At 61.0% G+C, this 14,937-nt stretch carries 11 protein-coding genes; 3 read left to right on the forward strand and 8 right to left on the reverse strand.

Annotated elements, in window-relative coordinates:
• Positions 1 to 63 precede the first annotated feature (63 nt).
• Together GIV35_RS11425 and GIV35_RS11430 are read left to right on the forward strand one after the other, a co-directional pair.
• A complete protein-coding gene (locus tag GIV35_RS11425) occupies positions 64 to 423 on the forward strand; it encodes a helix-turn-helix domain-containing protein (RefSeq protein WP_105225332.1) in 360 nt (119 codons plus the stop codon).
• Complete coding sequence (locus tag GIV35_RS11430) at positions 401 to 1,621, forward strand: type II toxin-antitoxin system HipA family toxin (RefSeq protein ID WP_236265188.1); 1,221 nt, start codon at positions 401 to 403, stop codon at positions 1,619 to 1,621. The genes GIV35_RS11425 and GIV35_RS11430 overlap by 23 nt, the downstream gene beginning before the upstream one ends.
• 37 nt (positions 1,622 to 1,658) lie before the next feature.
• Here the strand turns inward: GIV35_RS11430 and GIV35_RS11435 are convergent, their stop codons facing one another.
• The 8 genes from GIV35_RS11435 to GIV35_RS11470 form a co-directional block, all read right to left on the reverse strand.
• On the reverse strand, positions 1,659 to 3,101 hold the full coding sequence (locus GIV35_RS11435; RefSeq protein ID WP_236265189.1) for an efflux transporter outer membrane subunit: 1,443 nt from the start codon (positions 3,099 to 3,101) through the stop codon (positions 1,659 to 1,661).
• A complete protein-coding gene (locus tag GIV35_RS11440; protein ID WP_105225330.1) occupies positions 3,098 to 4,156 on the reverse strand; it encodes an HlyD family secretion protein in 1,059 nt (352 codons plus the stop codon). The genes GIV35_RS11435 and GIV35_RS11440 overlap by 4 nt, the downstream gene beginning before the upstream one ends.
• 15 nt (positions 4,157 to 4,171) lie before the next feature.
• Positions 4,172 to 5,707: an MFS transporter gene (locus GIV35_RS11445; protein WP_236265191.1), complete on the reverse strand. Its 1,536-nt coding sequence runs from the start codon at positions 5,705 to 5,707 to the stop codon at positions 4,172 to 4,174.
• Positions 5,708 to 5,934: 227 nt separating this feature from the next.
• On the reverse strand, positions 5,935 to 6,855 hold the full coding sequence (locus GIV35_RS11450) for a LysR family transcriptional regulator (protein WP_105225328.1): 921 nt from the start codon (positions 6,853 to 6,855) through the stop codon (positions 5,935 to 5,937).
• 60 nt (positions 6,856 to 6,915) lie between these two features.
• The gene (locus GIV35_RS11455) at positions 6,916 to 7,788 is read right to left on the reverse strand and encodes a TauD/TfdA dioxygenase family protein (protein ID WP_223023340.1); all 873 of its coding nucleotides are present in this window, start codon (positions 7,786 to 7,788) and stop codon (positions 6,916 to 6,918) included.
• 215 nt (positions 7,789 to 8,003) lie between these two features.
• Positions 8,004 to 9,368 (reverse strand): HlyD family type I secretion periplasmic adaptor subunit, encoded by a 1,365-nt coding sequence (locus GIV35_RS11460; RefSeq protein ID WP_105225326.1) that lies wholly within the window; start codon positions 9,366 to 9,368, stop codon positions 8,004 to 8,006.
• Positions 9,358 to 11,514: a type I secretion system permease/ATPase gene (locus GIV35_RS11465; RefSeq protein WP_202690896.1), complete on the reverse strand. Its 2,157-nt coding sequence runs from the start codon at positions 11,512 to 11,514 to the stop codon at positions 9,358 to 9,360. Before GIV35_RS11465 ends, GIV35_RS11460 begins: the two co-directional genes overlap by 11 nt.
• A gap of 41 nt (positions 11,515 to 11,555) precedes the next feature.
• Positions 11,556 to 12,911 (reverse strand): TolC family outer membrane protein, encoded by a 1,356-nt coding sequence (locus tag GIV35_RS11470; RefSeq protein WP_198716339.1) that lies wholly within the window; start codon positions 12,909 to 12,911, stop codon positions 11,556 to 11,558.
• Between the two features lie 336 nt (positions 12,912 to 13,247).
• Between GIV35_RS11470 and GIV35_RS11475 the strand changes: the two genes are divergently transcribed.
• The coding region (locus GIV35_RS11475; protein ID WP_236304637.1) for a retention module-containing protein at positions 13,248 to 14,937 on the forward strand (1,690 nt) is incomplete at its 3' end.

A 14,937-nucleotide genomic window follows, 5' to 3' on the forward strand; every position in this document is an offset into this window, starting at 1 on the left:
GCAGGTGGCCTTAGAAGCTTGGATGATATAAGTTACCTTTATTGCTTTAAAGAGTGATATATCATGCAAGAAACAGCGAAGCCCTACCCGCACAAAGGGTACATCTCAGAGAGAAGCGCTGAGGTAATGAGAGGTATCGGGAACGGTATCGAAATAGCCCGCATTCGTCGCCGGTTGAAAATCTCCACCATATGCAGCCGCGCGGGCATTACGCGGCAGACGTATCAGCGGCTGAGGCAGGGCGAGGCCGGCGTATCCCTCGGCGTGCTGATGAATGTGCTGAGCGCGATGGACTTGGAAGAAGGTATGGCGAGCATTGCGTCACCAGAACTTGACCAGGTTGGTATTACCATGAGCCTCGCCCGAGAGCCTGAGCGAATTCGCACTGAAGGAGAACCCGATGTCCTGGAAGCCGATTGGTAATGCCTTTGTTTTTTCAGCTCACTTAGTCGGTGACCCGGTCCCTGTTGGCGAGGTGGCCATGCATGGGAATGGATTCGTTTTTCGCTACGCCAACAGTTGGCTCGCGCGGCCCGACGCATTTGCGATTGACCCGCTGAGTTTGCCACTGACCCCTAACCAGTATTCCTCGACGCGCATGTTTGGTGTGCTCGACGACGCAACGCCCGACAATTGGGGCCGGCGTGTTCTGCTGGCGACCCACAAACAGCATCCACAAAACGAAGTTGAATGGCTGCTTGCCTCGCGGGGAGCAGGAGTGGGTTGCCTGCTGTTCAGTGCGTCACGAAGTCACCTGCCAACCCTGCACCAACCCCCGCAATTTGAAGACCTTGAGAAAATCATGGTGGGCCTTGATCGAGTCGAGAAGGGTGACGTCGACCTGCCTGCGGAAATCGCACGGTTATTCGAGTTTGGGAGTTCCATGGGCGGCGCCAGGCCGAAGGTCACCGTGACTCATGAAGGCAAGGAATGGATTGCTAAACTCGGCCGTAGCGACGATGTGTTCGACCAGCCACGGGCGGAATTCGCCAGCCTTCAAATGGCGGATGCTGCAGGTCTACCCGCAGCCGGGCACAAATTGGTAGAGGTCGCCGGCAAACCGGTCTTGATGGTCGAGCGTTTTGACCGACATGAAGGCGCTGGCCGCGAGCACTATGTCAGCTGCAACTCGTTGGTAAGCACTGAGAAGCCGAGAATGCGGATTGATGCGGCTGACGGTGCCGTTTCATATTCCAGAATCGCCGACGTTTTGAAGAAGGTCAGCGATGATGCAACGTTGGATATGCGTGAGCTTTACAAGCGCATGGCTTTCAATGTGCTCATCGGCAATAGCGACGATCACCTGAAACAAACCGGGCTGCTGCTGACCAGCACCTCGGGCTATTCCCTTGCGCCAGTCTTTGACGTGTTGCCCCACCCTACCCAACTAGGCTTGCAGGCGCTCATCATCGGCAATGAAGGCCGGGTATCGTCTGTCAGCAATTTGCTGAGTACGCCTGAACGCTTTGGGTTGGGGGCGGATGAAGCAATGTCCATCGTCACGGATATGTATGCCGTCGTGCGAGAAGCCTCCGGCTTTTTCGAAGCGGCAGGCTGTAGCGGTGCCGAGGTACGCATGCTTTCCAATGTGTGTACCCGGTTTGCAGCAGACCTCACTTAGGATCAAGAATCTCGGGCTGCAACAAAGCGCACCCTCATTACTGAGCGACTTGCAACGGATACACCGACTCCCACCCGCCTCCCAGCGCCTTGTACAAGCCGACCATAGCCAATGACACGCCGGTGGAGCTCTCTACCCACTGCTCCTGAGTCGCCAACAACGCACTCTGCACGGTGAGTACGTTGACGAAATCCGCCACGCCTTCGACGTACTGGTGTTGGGCGGTGGTCAGCGCAATTTGGTTCTGGCGCACAGCTTCCGCGAGGCTGTCGCGGCGCAGTTGGCTGGCGTTGTAGCGGGTCAGTTGGTCGTCGATTTCATGCCAGGCACGCAGCACGGTTTGCTGGTAGGCCAGCGCCGCTTCCTGTTGCTGGGCTTCGCGTAAATCCACCATGCCTTGCAGGCGCCCGCCGTTGAACAGCGGCAGGCTCAATTGCGGGCCGAAGGCAAAGGCACGGGAACCCCAGGAGCCGAAATCCGAGAGTTGCATGGCTTGGGAACCCAGGCTGCCAGACAGGGTGATACGTGGGTAAAAGTCGCCCTTGGCCACGCCGATGCTGGCCGTGGCTGCGTGCAGGCGCGCTTCGGCCTGGCGGATGTCGGGCCGGCGTTCGGCGAGTTCCGATGGTAGGCCGATCGCCACCTGGCGCTGGGTTTGCGGCACGGGAGCGTCTTTGGACAGCTGCGCGTACAGCGCCTGGGGTGGCTCGCCCATCAGCAGGCTCAGGGCGTTGATCAACTGGTCCTGACGCTGCTGCAGATCCGGCAGGCGCGCTTCAATAGCCGCGACCTGGGCGGCGGCTTCGGCCACGTCCAAATCGGTCGCGACGCCGTCGGCCAGACGCAGTTGCGAGAGCTTGAGGCTGTGGCGAGCGACGTCGAGGTTTTGCTCGGTCACGGCGCGGGTATTTTGTACGCCGCGCAGTTGGATGTAGTCCTGGGCGGTCTCGGCCAGTACCGACAACAACACGGCGCGACGGTCGTTTTCGGCGACTTCCAGCGTGGCGTCGGCGGCCTCGGTTTCACGCTTGACCCGGCCCCAGAAGTCCAGCTCCCAGGCGGCCGAAAAGCCCACGTCCCATTGGTTGAAGGCCGAGCGGCCGTTCTCGCCGGAAGGATCATTCAAGCCTTTGCCGCTGTTGCGCTTGCGCTGGTAAGCGCCGCCGACATCAACGTTGGGGTAGCGCTCGGCCGTGGTCACCTGGCGGATAGCACGGCTTTGTTGCAGGCGGCTGCTGGCCAGTTTCAGGTCGAGGTTATCGCTGAGGGCGCGACGCGTAAGGGCCGAGAGCTGTGCATCGTGGAACACATCCCACCAGCGCTCCTGCAAAGGGTCGCTGGTGGCGCGGCTGGCGGCCTGGCGGCCCTGGGGCTCGCTCCATTGATTGATCTGCGGGCTCTCGGGCCGCTGGAAGTCGGGACCGACCGTGCAGGCACTCAGGCTGATCAGGCTCAAGGTGAGCCAGGCAACATGTTTCATTGCTGGGCCACCTCACGCTGTTGCGCGACCGGCCGCGTATCGACGCTGGCTTCCACCGACATGCCGACGCGCAAACGCTCGGTCAGTGGCTGGTTCGGTTCGAGGACGATCTTCACCGGAATACGCTGCACCACCTTGGTGAAGTTGCCGGTGGCGTTGTCGGGCTTGACCGAGGCGAAGGTCACTCCGGTGGCAGGCGCCAGGCTTTCCAGATGCCCTTTGAGCAGTTCGCCGTCAAGGCTGTCGACGCTGACTTGCACCGCTTGCCCCGCGTGCATATGCGACAGTTGCGTCTCTTGGAAATTGGCCACCACATAGGCTTCGGCCAGTGGCACCACCGCGAGGATCTTGCTGCCCGGTGTCACATAGGCGCCGACCCGTACCGCACGCTCACCGACCATGCCATCCACCGGTGCGACAATGCGCGTGTAAGACAACTGATAACTGGCCATTTCCAGCGCTGCCTGGGCGCGTTTGAGCCCACCTTCGGCGGCGTCGCGCTGGGCGGTGAGGATTTCCACCTGCTTGCGTTCGGCGGCTAGCACGGCGGTGGATTTGGCCAGGCGCGCGGTAGCCTGGTCGATGCGCGTCTTGGCTTGCTGGGCGTTCTGCACGGTGCCCGCACCGACGCCAGCGAGGTGGTTGTAGCGATTCAGTTCATGCTCGGCAAACGCCACTTCGGCGCGATCTGCTGCCACGGTGGCTTGGGCCTGAGCGATCACCGAGCTTTGGCGCTCCAGGGTCGCGCTGGCGTTTTTCAGCTGGGCCTGGGCGACCAGGGTGTCGGCATCGGCGGCCTGGGCGGCGGCGCGAAAATCGCGGTCGTCGATCAGCGCCAACAGTTGGCCAGCCTTGACGCGCTGGTTGTCCTCTACCAGCACTTCCTTGATGAAGCCTGCCACCCGCGGCGCCACCAGAGTGAAGTCGGCGGCGACAAAGGCGTCGTTGGTGGTCTGGTGCTTGCTGCCCAGTACGCCCGGCGCAACCAGGTAAAACAACACGCCGACAGCAAATACAGCAATAACGGAGACGGCAATTTTGTCTTTGCGTTTCATGGAAAGTCCTTGTGGTCAGGCCGGAGCGCGAGGCGGATAGATCCGCGTGGGCATCCAGAAAATCAGCAGGATCAACGCCACCGCGACACCGGCCATGACGACGTAAAGATCCGAAGAGGTCAGCACCACCGTCTGCTCGTGCAAGCGGTGGGCGAGGCCCGGCGCGTCAGCGTCGGCCAGGGGCGAATTGCCCAGGCGGTCCACCAACATGGTTGAATGGAAATGCCCGCGCTGGGTGGTCAATGTATCCAGCACCGCAGTGGCGATCACAGCGGCCAGGCCCTTGACGGTGTTGAACCAGGCCGAGGCAAACGGCCCTTCGATGGGTTGGATACTGCCGGTGGACAGCATCAGCAGAGGCAACACGGCCATCGGCTGACCGAAAATCTGCAGCAGGTACCAGCCGTAAAAGTCGTCACGAATCCACGCCGAAGTCAGGTGAGAACTGCCGATGCAGCACAGCACCAACATGCTCAGGCCAACGCCCAGCACCCAGCGGCAATCGACCCAGCGCAGGTTGCACAGCGCCGCCACCAGCGGCAGCGCAATCAACTGTGGCAGCGCCATCAGCAGCATCACCGGCGCAGTTTGCAGCGGCCGGTAGCCCTGGACCTGGGCGAGGAAACTCGACGGAATGATGATCACCGAGGTCAGCACCATCAGCACGCCGGCCAGCACGATCAGGGCGAAGGCCAGGTTGCGCAGGCCGAGCATCTGCAGGTTGAAGAAGGGCAGCGGTTGTGACCATTCGTTGAGCATGAACAGCACCAGCAACAATGTGCCGCCACACAGCAGGAAGGTAATCAGGCCCGATTCGAACCAGTCCAGGCGATTGCCCTGCAACAGGCCGATCACCAGCATGCAAATCGCCGGGAAGCCCAATAGCAAACCACGCCAGTTGAACTGCTTGAAGCGCTCCAGGCGCAGCGGATCTTGTGGCAAGCCGTAGGCCACGGCCGCCATGGCCAGCAGGCACGGCGCGACGATCTGCCAGAACGCCCACTGCCAGCCGACGTATTCGGTCCACAACGCCGCCAGCGGCGTGCCCAGGCTGGGCCCGAAGGTGGCGGTCAGTGCGTAACCGGCCAACCCGTACAACTTGACGTTGGCCGGCAAAAAACGCAGCGCCACGGTCATCAGCATCGGCGGCAGCGCGCCACCGGCCAGGCCTTGCACGGTACGCAGCAGCAGCAGGCTTTCGTAGTTCGGCGCAAACGGGCAAAGGATGCCCAGCACGGTGAACAAACCGATAGCGCACAGGGTGAAGCGACGCAGGGAAAACGTCACCGAACACCACGGCGCGAAGGCCATGGCTGCCACGGAGGTGGCGGTGTAGGCGGCGACCAACCACGTGCCTTCGTCAAAGCCGATGTACAGCGCACCACGAATATCGGCGAGAGCGACCTTGGTGACCATCTCGTTGAGACCGGAGACCAGCACCGCCAGCAACACGCCGAGCAAGCCGATGATGATGCGCGGGCCGAACACGGGTGGGCTCGGGGCCGTAGGTTTGGCTGCGGCCTGGATAGCGGGGGCAGCGAGGGACGTCATGAACAGGTAACTCGGAATGAAAAATACCCGAGCAGTTTAATCAGGCACTCTCATGACAAAAAGTTACTTGTTGGCAGGTTATAAGTGCGTCGGACGCAACTTTGAACATCAACACTGAACCCTGTGGGAGCTGGCTTGCCTGCGATAGCGCCAGTTCAGTAAGAGATTCAGTGACTGACATGCCGCCTTCGCAGGCAAGCCAGCTCCCACATTTATCCGCGTTCGCTTTATACCGGCTGGGCTTCTAGCCAGGTGGCATGACAGCTTTCGCGCATGGTTTCGCGCAGCCATTTGTGCGCCGGGTCTTTGTCGAAGCGTGGGTGCCAGGATTGGGCCAGGACCAGGGTGGGCAGTGAAATCGGCAAGGCGAACGCGCGCAGTGGCAGGTTCAGACGCTTGGCGCTCAGGAGGGCTTCCTTGGGTACCGGCAGCAGCAGGTCGGAATCGGGCAGCATGAACATCGCACCGTGAAAGCCGGGGGCGATCATGGCCACACGGCGCTCCAGGCCTTGAGCATTCAACGCGGTATCGATGGGCCCACGGGCGATGCCGCGCCGGGAGATGCTGATGTGGGAATAGCTGGCAAAGCGTGCCGCCGTGATTTCTTCATCGAACAGCGGGTGGTCCTGGCGTGCCAGGCCGACAAAGGTGGTGGAGAACAGGTTTTGCACCTTCACTTCCGGGCTGGCAGGCATGGTGTTGCTCACCCGCAAGTCCAACCGCCCCTCGCGCAGGGCTTCATCGTCAGTGTCGCCTTCGGGCACAAAGCGCAGCTCGCACAGCGGCGCCACGCGCTCCATAGTGTCGAACAGTCGCCCGCCATACACGCCGATGAAAAAGTCATTGGCGCGCACGCTGAAGCGGCGGCGCAAGGTGCTCAGATCGACTTGGTCCGCCGAACGGAACAGCAACGCGGCCTGCTCCACCACATTGCGCACCTGGCCTTGCAGCTCGAGCGCCTTGGGCGTCGGCACCAGGCCACGGCCGGCACGCACCAGGATCGGGTCTCCGACCGCTTCACGGATACGCGTGAGGGTGCGGCTCATGGCGGCCGGGCTGAGGTTCATCCGCCGCGCCGCGCCCACCACACTGCCCTCGTCGAGCAACGCGTCGAGGGCGACCAGCAGGTTCATGTCCGGTAGTTGCATGCCAAGCACTCGTGGTCCGTTGGGAGTGAACTGGGCGCAATCCTAGCAGGCTTTATCGGGTTAGAAAGGCGCGTCCCCCTGAATGGTGGTGCGGAACAATTTGCGCCGCAGGTGGCTTGGGCACCCGGCGGCCAGGTGGATCAGCGAGCGGTTGTCCCAGAACACCAGGTCGTGGGGCTGCCACTGATGACGGTAGATATTTTCCGGCAGCACGCTGTGGGCGTAGAGCTGGGCCAGCAGGTCACGGCTTTCGTCATCGGGCAAGCCGACGATACGGGTGGTGAAGCCCTCGCTGACGAACAGCGCCTTACGGCCGTTTTCCGGGTGGGTACGCAAAACGGGGTGCACCACTTCGGCAACCTGGGCGAGCTGTTCCGGAGTGAGGGTTGGGCGCCAGTTGCCTTCGAATTTGTTCTCGCTGTAGCGCGCCGTGTAGGAATGCGCGGCGCTGCGGCCTTCGATGGCGTTGCGCAGGTGGCTTGGCAGCTGCTCCCAGGCTTTGTGCATATCGGCGAACAGAGTGTCGCCGCCTTCAGATGGCAGTTCCTGGGCATGCAGCATCGAACCCAGGCTGGGCAGTTCTTTGTACGACAGGTCCGAATGCCAGAACTTGCCTGCATCCCCCAGGCCGATGGATTGGCCGTTCTCGATGATGTTGGAAACGATCAGGATCTCGGGATGGTTGGCCAACAGGAACTGCTTGAGCACATGGATCTGCAACACGCCGAAACGGCGGCTGAAGGCGATCTGTTGTTCGGGGGTGATGCGTTGGTCGCGGAACACGATAACGTGGTGGTCCAGGTGTGCGCGATGGATGCGGGCGAAGTCCTGGTCGTTGACTGGGCGGGATAAGTCCAGGCCGATGATCTCGGCGCCGACGCTGCCAGGGAAAGGCCGGATGTCGAAGGTTTGGAGGACGGTGGTGGCAGACATTTGATTCATTCCCGGCAGACAGGGGAGTGAATTTATAGGCATAAGGATGGAAGCTTAAATACCGTTAGCGCATATGGATATGGCGTTTGGTTTGAGCTGTAGCGTGATGCTGGCGGCCGCATCGGGGGCAAGCCCCCTCCCACATTTTGATTGGTGAACACATTCAAATGTGGGAGCTGGCTTGCCTGCGATGAGGTCGGTACAGGCGCTGAAAATCAACGCTCGTGCAACGCCTCGGCCCGCGCCTTGATGATCGGCTTGAGCAAGTAGCTGAGAATGCTTTTCTTGCCGGTGATGATATCCACCGAAGCAACCATGCCGGGGATGATCAGCAACGGCTTCTCATCGGTGCCCAAGTGGCTGCGGTCGGTGCGCAGAGTAATCATGTAGTAGGTGGTTTTTTTGTCTTCATCAGTGATGGTGTCGGCGCCGATGCGTTCGAGCTTGGCCTTCAGGCCACCGTAGACCGTGTAGTCGTAAGCGGTGAACTTGACCACCGCTTCTTGCCCTGGGTGCAGGAAGGCGATGTCTTGCGGACGGATCTTGGCTTCTACCAGCAGGGTGTCGTCCAGCGGCACGATTTCGACCATGTCGCTGCCCGGCTGGATCACACCGCCAACGGTGTTGACCAGCAACTGCTTGACGATCCCACGCACTGGCGAAGTGACCAGGGTGCGGCTGACCCGGTCTTCCAACGCGCGGCCGGTGGACTCGGCCTTGTTCAGTTCAGTACGGGCTTCGTTGAGTTGGGTCAGGGCTTCGCTGCGGAATTTGCCGCGGGTTTCATCGATTTTGCGTTGCACTTCCTTGATCGCCGATTCAGCACGCGGGATCGCCAGGGTGGTGGCGTCCAACTGCCCGCGGGTTTCCATTTCGGCGCGCTTGAGGCGCAGCACTTCTACCGGCGACACCGCGCCCTGAGCCACCAGCGGCTCGGACATGTTGATTTCCTGGCGTTGCAGGGACAACTGGCTGCGGTATTGGCCCTGCTTGGAGGTGAACTCGCGCAGTTCCTGTTGGCGCTGTACGAGTTGCTCCTGCAAGCCGCCGACTTCGTCTTTCAACTGCTGGCGGCGGCTTTCATACAAGGAGCGCTCATTGGCAGCCTGGCTCGGTGCGGCCTTGAGCACATCGTCGGGGATGTTCAGCGGGCGGTCATCCACCTGGGCGCTCAAACGCTCGACGCGCAGCTGCATGGCCAGGCGCAGGGCTTCGGTTTCCCCGGCATTGGAGACAAACCGCGTGTCGTCGAGACGAATCAACGGCGCGCCGGCCTCTACGATCTGGCCTTCCTTGACGTACAGCTCGGCGACGATACCGCCTTCCAGGTTCTGGATTTTCTGCAATTTGGACGACGGAATCGCCTTGCCGTCGCCACGGGTCACTTCGTCGATCTGGGAGAAACCAGCCCACACCACCAGGAATATAAAGAACGCGATGATTGCCCAGATGGTCAGGCGGATGACCCGTGGCGCATCTTCGATCAGCGCCTTGTTGACCTCGGGCAGCGGCTGGCCCTGCAGCGAATCGGAGCCTTTGAAGTAGCGGCCGACCGCACTCTTGATGGAGTTAAGCAACACTGATCTGCCCCTTCTTCAACGCTTCCATGACCACGGCTTTCGGGCCGTCCGCGAGAATCTGCCCACGGTCGACCACCAGCAGGCGGTCGACCAGGGAGAGCAGTGAGGCTCGGTGCGTGACCAGCACCACGGTCTTGTTTTGCACCACGGCTTGCAGGCGTTGCTTCAAGCGTTCTTCACCGGTGTTGTCCATGGCGCTGGTGGGTTCGTCCAGCAGCAGCATGGGCGGGTTGAGCAGCAGCGCACGGGCCAGGGCAACGTTCTGGCGCTGGCCGCCGGACAGGTTCTGCCCACGCTCGCCGACTTGCAGCTCGTAGCCTTGGGGATGCAGGCGGGCAAATTCGTGCACGCCAGCCAGTTCGGCGGCTTGCAGGACCATTTCATCCTCGACGTAGCGCGCACCGCTGACCAGGTTGTCGCGCAGGGTGCCGGCCAGCAATTGAATGTCTTGGGCGACATAGCCGATGTTGTGGCGCAGTTCGCTCACGTCGATCTGGCGCACGTCCACGCCGTCCACCAGCAAGGAGCCGGAGTCGGGTTGGTAAAGGCCAACGATCAGCTTGGCCAGGGAGCTTTTGCCCGAACCGCTGCGGCCGATGATGCCGATTTTTTCCCCTGGTTTGATCACCAGGTTGATGTTTTTCAGCGCCAGGTTCTGCTGGTTCGGGTAAGTGAAGTTCAGGCCCCGGCACTCGATGGCGCCTTGCAGGGTGCGCCGGCTCATGGGGCGCTCTTCGAAGTTGCGCTCCTGGGGCAGCTCCATCATCTGGTCCACCGAGGTCATGGTGACCTTGGCTTGCTGGTAGCGCGTCAGCAGGCCCGACAGCGAGGCCAACGGGCTCAAGGCGCGGCCACTGAGCATGTAGCAGGCAATCAGGCCGCCCATACTGAGGTTGCCGTCGATGATCTGGTACACGCCGAACACGATCATGATCACGCCAGCCAGTTGCTGGATCAGCAGGGTCATGTTCATCGACAGGCCCGACAGCAACTTCACCCGCAGCTCAAGCCGGCTCAGGGTACCGATGGTCTGTTCCCAGCCGTACTGACGCTCGCTCTCGGCATTGTTGACCTTGACCGCATCGAGCCCGGCAAGGGTTTCGATCAGGCTCGACTGGCGCTCGGCGGCCAGCGCCATGGTGCGCTCCATGGTCGCGACCAGGGGCTTCTGCAAGGCGTAGCCGATGCCCAGGGCCAGCGGGAACGCCAGCACCGGGATCCACACTAGGTGCCCACCGAGGATGGCGATCACCATAAAGATCAGCAGCGTGAACGGCAGATCGATCAGGCTTGTGAGGGTCAGCGACGCGAGAAAATCGCGCAGGCTTTGAAACTCATGAATGTTCTGCGCGAAGCTGCCGACCCGCGCCGGGCGGTACTTCATGGACATGCCGACGATGCGCTCGAACAGCGTAGCCGAGATGATCAGGTCGGTCTTTTTACCGGCCAGGTCCAGGCACAGGCTGCGCAGGCTTTTGAGGATCAGGTCGAATAGGTAGGCACCGCAGATGCCCACGGCCAGCACCCACAGGGTGGCGGTGGCCTGGTTCGGCACGACGCGGTCGTACACGTTCATCACGAACAGCGGCGCGGCCATGGCGATGATGTTGATCAGGAAGCTGGCGGCGATGGCGTCGGTGTAGAGCCAGCGTGAACGCATGAGGGTGTCACGGAACCACGAGCGCGCCCGCGGAATCAGGCTGCCGTGGTTGACGTCGAACTTGTGCTGCGGCTGTGCAAAGAAGACTTTGCCGATGTAGTCGTCGGCCAGTGCTTCGCGCTTGATCAGCACTTCACCGCCGTCGCTTTCGCTGAGCAGGATCCGCGCTTCATCTTCGCCCTCCCAGCCCACCAGCACGGTACTGCGGCCGTCCTTGAGCAACAGCAGCGCCGGCAGTGCAATGGTCGGGATCTGTTCCAACTTGCGTTGCAGCAGCCGGCCTTGCAACCCGGCCCGCGCAGCGGCACGCGGCAGCAGTTCGGCACTCAAGCGTTGCGAAGGCAGCGGCAGGCCGGTGGTGAGCATGGCCGCACTGGCCGGTTTTTGATGCAGGGCGCAGAGCGCCAACAACCCGTCGAGTAACGGGTCGTCGTGCAGTGCGCGTGGATCATGACTGAGATGAACTCGACTGACTTCAGGTTCCACGCGGGGCACTCTCGACTAACAGATGGGGCTATTGGGGTGGCTCAATTCATCCCAGGCAGTTGGACTTTAGGTTTCACGTCGTTCTGCACGACGGAGGCCATTGGTGCAACCACTCCCTGGCTCTTGAGCAATTCGCCCATGGTCGCCTTGATTCGGTACTGAGTAAATAACTGAATGTTCTTGATTTCTTCCAGGCGACGGGAAGCGGTGAACAATTCATTTTCGCTGTCGAGTAAATCCAACAGGGTACGTTGACCAAGGCTGAACTGTTGCTGGTAAGACGTGCGTACGCGGGTGCTGTGATCCACGTACTGCTGGGCGACCGGCAATTGCGCGTTAGCGTTGTTCAGGGCGTTCCAAGCCAAGCCTAGCTCTTCATTGAGCTGGCGCAAGGCGTTGTTGCGAATGTCCAGCGCCTGGTTGGCCTGGTAGGACTTCGATTGCAGGTCGGCCTTGTTGCTGCCACCGGCGAACAGGTTGAAGCGCATGCGCACCATGGCTTCCCAACCGTTGCTGTGGTTGGGATCACCGGAGACGTTGTTGTCGGCGTTGGTGCCCAGCTCAGCGTCAAATCGCGGGTAGAAGGTGGACTTGGCGGCTTCGTACTGCTTCTCGGCGGCGGAGATATCCGACTCGGCCGAACGCAGGATCGGGCTGTTGTCGAGCATCTGGCGACGGGCTTCATTCAGGTCTGCCGGCAGCATGGCCATGAACGGGGCCGGGCGCTCTAGCTGGTCTGGCATCTGGCCGACGGCGCTGAGGTAATTGACCTGCGCATCCGCCAGGTTGGTTTGCTCGGTGATCAAGTTGTTACGGGCCTGGGCTAGGCGGGCTTCAGCCTGGTCCTGGTCGGCACCGTTGCCGACGCCGCGCTCGGTGCGCAACTTGATCTGGTCGTAGATGCGTTCGTGGTTGCGCAGGTTGTCTTCGGCCAGGCGCACGAACTCTCGACGGGTCAGCACTTCCAGGTAAACCTGGGCAACGGTCAGCGCCGTGCGTTCGGAAGTACCGAGCAAGGAGTAGGCACGGGAATTAACGTTGGCTTGTTGACGCCCGACTTCGCTGGAGGTGGCGAAACCGTCAAAAATCATTTGCTGCAGGCGCAGGCTGGATTCACCGCGGTTGAGCGTGTCCCAGTGATTGCCGCTGGGGTTATTGGCGCGGGTAGTGGCGTTGTCGGTTCCTTGACGGCCGTAACCGGCGTTCAGGTCGACACGCGGCAGATAGCCACCTTGTGCCGCGCGCAATTGGTAATCGGCGGCGATGCGGCTGTTAACACCCGCCTGGATTTCCGGGTGAACATCCAACGCCTGTTGCATGGCTTGGGGCAGTGTCTGGGCTTGTACGAAACTGGCGGCGAGAGCGAACGGTATTGCCTTGAACAGGTGCAGACGCATTTAAAATTTCCCCAAGACTTCTTGTCTTAAATCACAGCGATTAGCACCGCTGCGTCGGATAATGGCTACCGTAATGACCGTACGTCGGAAAGTTCAAAAAGCGGAACTGCTTCACACATGTAGGACGGTTCGCCGCATAAATATCAATGTGACATTACTAGGGCGATTGTTTAGGATGGCGACCATAAGGTCAATAGTTTGGCACAAACTAGATAGCTAAAAAATCTAGCCAATTATTTGACGTCAATGCATTTATAGACTACGCCCCCAGATTGGCAGCGCTAATAGCGTGCTGCGAAATGGATTTGTCGAAACGGATCGCCGGAGAAAATTTTAATGAGCAGTGTTGTTGCCACCGTCAAAAGCATTGTTGGTCAAGTTTTCGTAATTTCTCCGGAAGGTGCTCGCCGCGTCCTCGTTGAAGGTGATCGCTTGTTCGCGGGCGACCAGATCGACACCGGTATGTCGGGCGCCGTGAGCCTGGAGCTGGCCGACGGTCGCATTCTGGACCTGGGCCGTGACACTCAGTGGAGCGCCGACCTGCCGGACTCCAGCCTCGACCTCGCCGCTGCCAGCGAGCAAGCCGCGCCATCGGTTGCCGAGCTGCAACAAGCCATCGTCGCTGGCGCCGACCCGACCACCGACCTGGAAGCCACCGCCGCCGGCGCAAACGCTGCCGGTAACGGCGCAGCCGGGGGTGGCCACAGCTTCGTGGTGCTGGATGCGACCGCCGGCCGTGTCGATCCGACCATCGGCTTCCCAACCGGTACGCTTGGTCAGGGCACTTCGGCTCTCAACGCGCTGACCGGTGCCCCAGGCTCCGCTGACGAGGGCAACCTGGTGCTGCAGCCTTCGACCCTGTCCCTGAGCGCAACCCCCACCATCACCGAAGCCGGTGGTGTGCTGACCTACACCGCGACCGTGACGCGGCCATCCAGCAGCGACCTTACCGTTACCTTGTCCAATGGCGCGGTGATTACTATCCCGTCAGGCCAACTGACCGGTACGGTCAACGTACCCCTGGCGCCCAACGACACCCCGTACAACGACCCGAGCCAGATCAGCGTGGGCGTTACGGGCACCACCGGTGGCGGCAACCTGGTATTGACCATCGACCCTAACCCGGCCGTGACGCAGATCACCGACACCATCGACACCACCACGGTCACTCTAACGGCTGGTTCGACCGTGACCGAAGGCGGCCAGATCAACTACACCGCCACCTTGACCAACCCGGCGCAGACCCCGGTGAACGTCACCTTGAGCAATGGCTCGGTGATCACCATCAAGGCGGGCGAATCGACGGGTACCGTTGTGGTCGATACGCCGGCCAACGACGTTTACAACAATGGCTCTACCGTCAGCACCACCATCACGGGCGCAACGGGCGGTAACTTCGAGAACCTGGTACCGAATACCACGCCAGCGGTTACCACCATTACCGATTCGATCGACACCACCGCGGTCACCCTGACCGCTGGTTCGACCGTGACCGAAGGCGGCCAGATCACCTACACCGCCACCCTGACCAATCCAGCGCAGACCCCGGTGAACATCACCTTGAGCAATGGCTCGGTGATCACCATCAAGGCGGGCGAATCGACGGGTACCGTTGTGGTCGATACACCGGTCAACGACGTCTACAACAATAGTTCGACGGTCAGCACCACGATCACGGGCGCAACGGGCGGTAACTTCGAGAACCTGGTACCGAATACCACGCCAGCGGTTACCACCATTACCGATTCGATCGACACCACCACGGTCACCCTGACCGCTGGTTCGACCGTGACTGAAGGCGGTCAGATCACCTACACCGCCACCCTGACCAATCCAGCGCAGACCCCGGTGAACGTCACCTTGAGCAATGGCTCGGTGATCACCATCAAGGCCGGTGAGTCGACGGGTACCGTTGTGGTCGATACGCCGGCCAACGACGTTTACAACAATGGCTCTACCGTCAGCACCACCATCACGGGCGCAACGGGCGGTAACTTCGAGAACCTGGTACCGAATACCACGCCAG

The sequence above is a fragment of the Pseudomonas sp. PA-1-6B genome, assembly GCF_021609545.1.
In the GTDB taxonomy this organism is placed as follows: Bacteria; Pseudomonadota; Gammaproteobacteria; order Pseudomonadales; family Pseudomonadaceae; genus Aquipseudomonas; species Aquipseudomonas fluorescens_BV.

What these genes read in the sequence shown, in the direction of transcription:
- GIV35_RS11425 (WP_105225332.1), top strand. Translation starts at nt 64, where the DNA reads ATGCAAGAAACAGCGAAGCCCTACCCGCACAAAGGGTACATCTCAGAG.
- GIV35_RS11430 (WP_236265188.1), top strand. Translation starts at nt 401, where the DNA reads ATGTCCTGGAAGCCGATTGGTAATGCCTTTGTTTTTTCAGCTCACTTA.
- GIV35_RS11435 (WP_236265189.1), bottom strand. Translation starts at nt 3,101, where the DNA reads ATGAAACATGTTGCCTGGCTCACCTTGAGCCTGATCAGCCTGAGTGCC.
- GIV35_RS11440 (WP_105225330.1), bottom strand. Translation starts at nt 4,156, where the DNA reads ATGAAACGCAAAGACAAAATTGCCGTCTCCGTTATTGCTGTATTTGCT.
- GIV35_RS11445 (WP_236265191.1), bottom strand. Translation starts at nt 5,707, where the DNA reads ATGACGTCCCTCGCTGCCCCCGCTATCCAGGCCGCAGCCAAACCTACG.
- GIV35_RS11450 (WP_105225328.1), bottom strand. Translation starts at nt 6,855, where the DNA reads ATGCAACTACCGGACATGAACCTGCTGGTCGCCCTCGACGCGTTGCTC.
- GIV35_RS11455 (WP_223023340.1), bottom strand. Translation starts at nt 7,788, where the DNA reads ATGTCTGCCACCACCGTCCTCCAAACCTTCGACATCCGGCCTTTCCCT.
- GIV35_RS11470 (WP_198716339.1), bottom strand. Translation starts at nt 12,911, where the DNA reads ATGCGTCTGCACCTGTTCAAGGCAATACCGTTCGCTCTCGCCGCCAGT.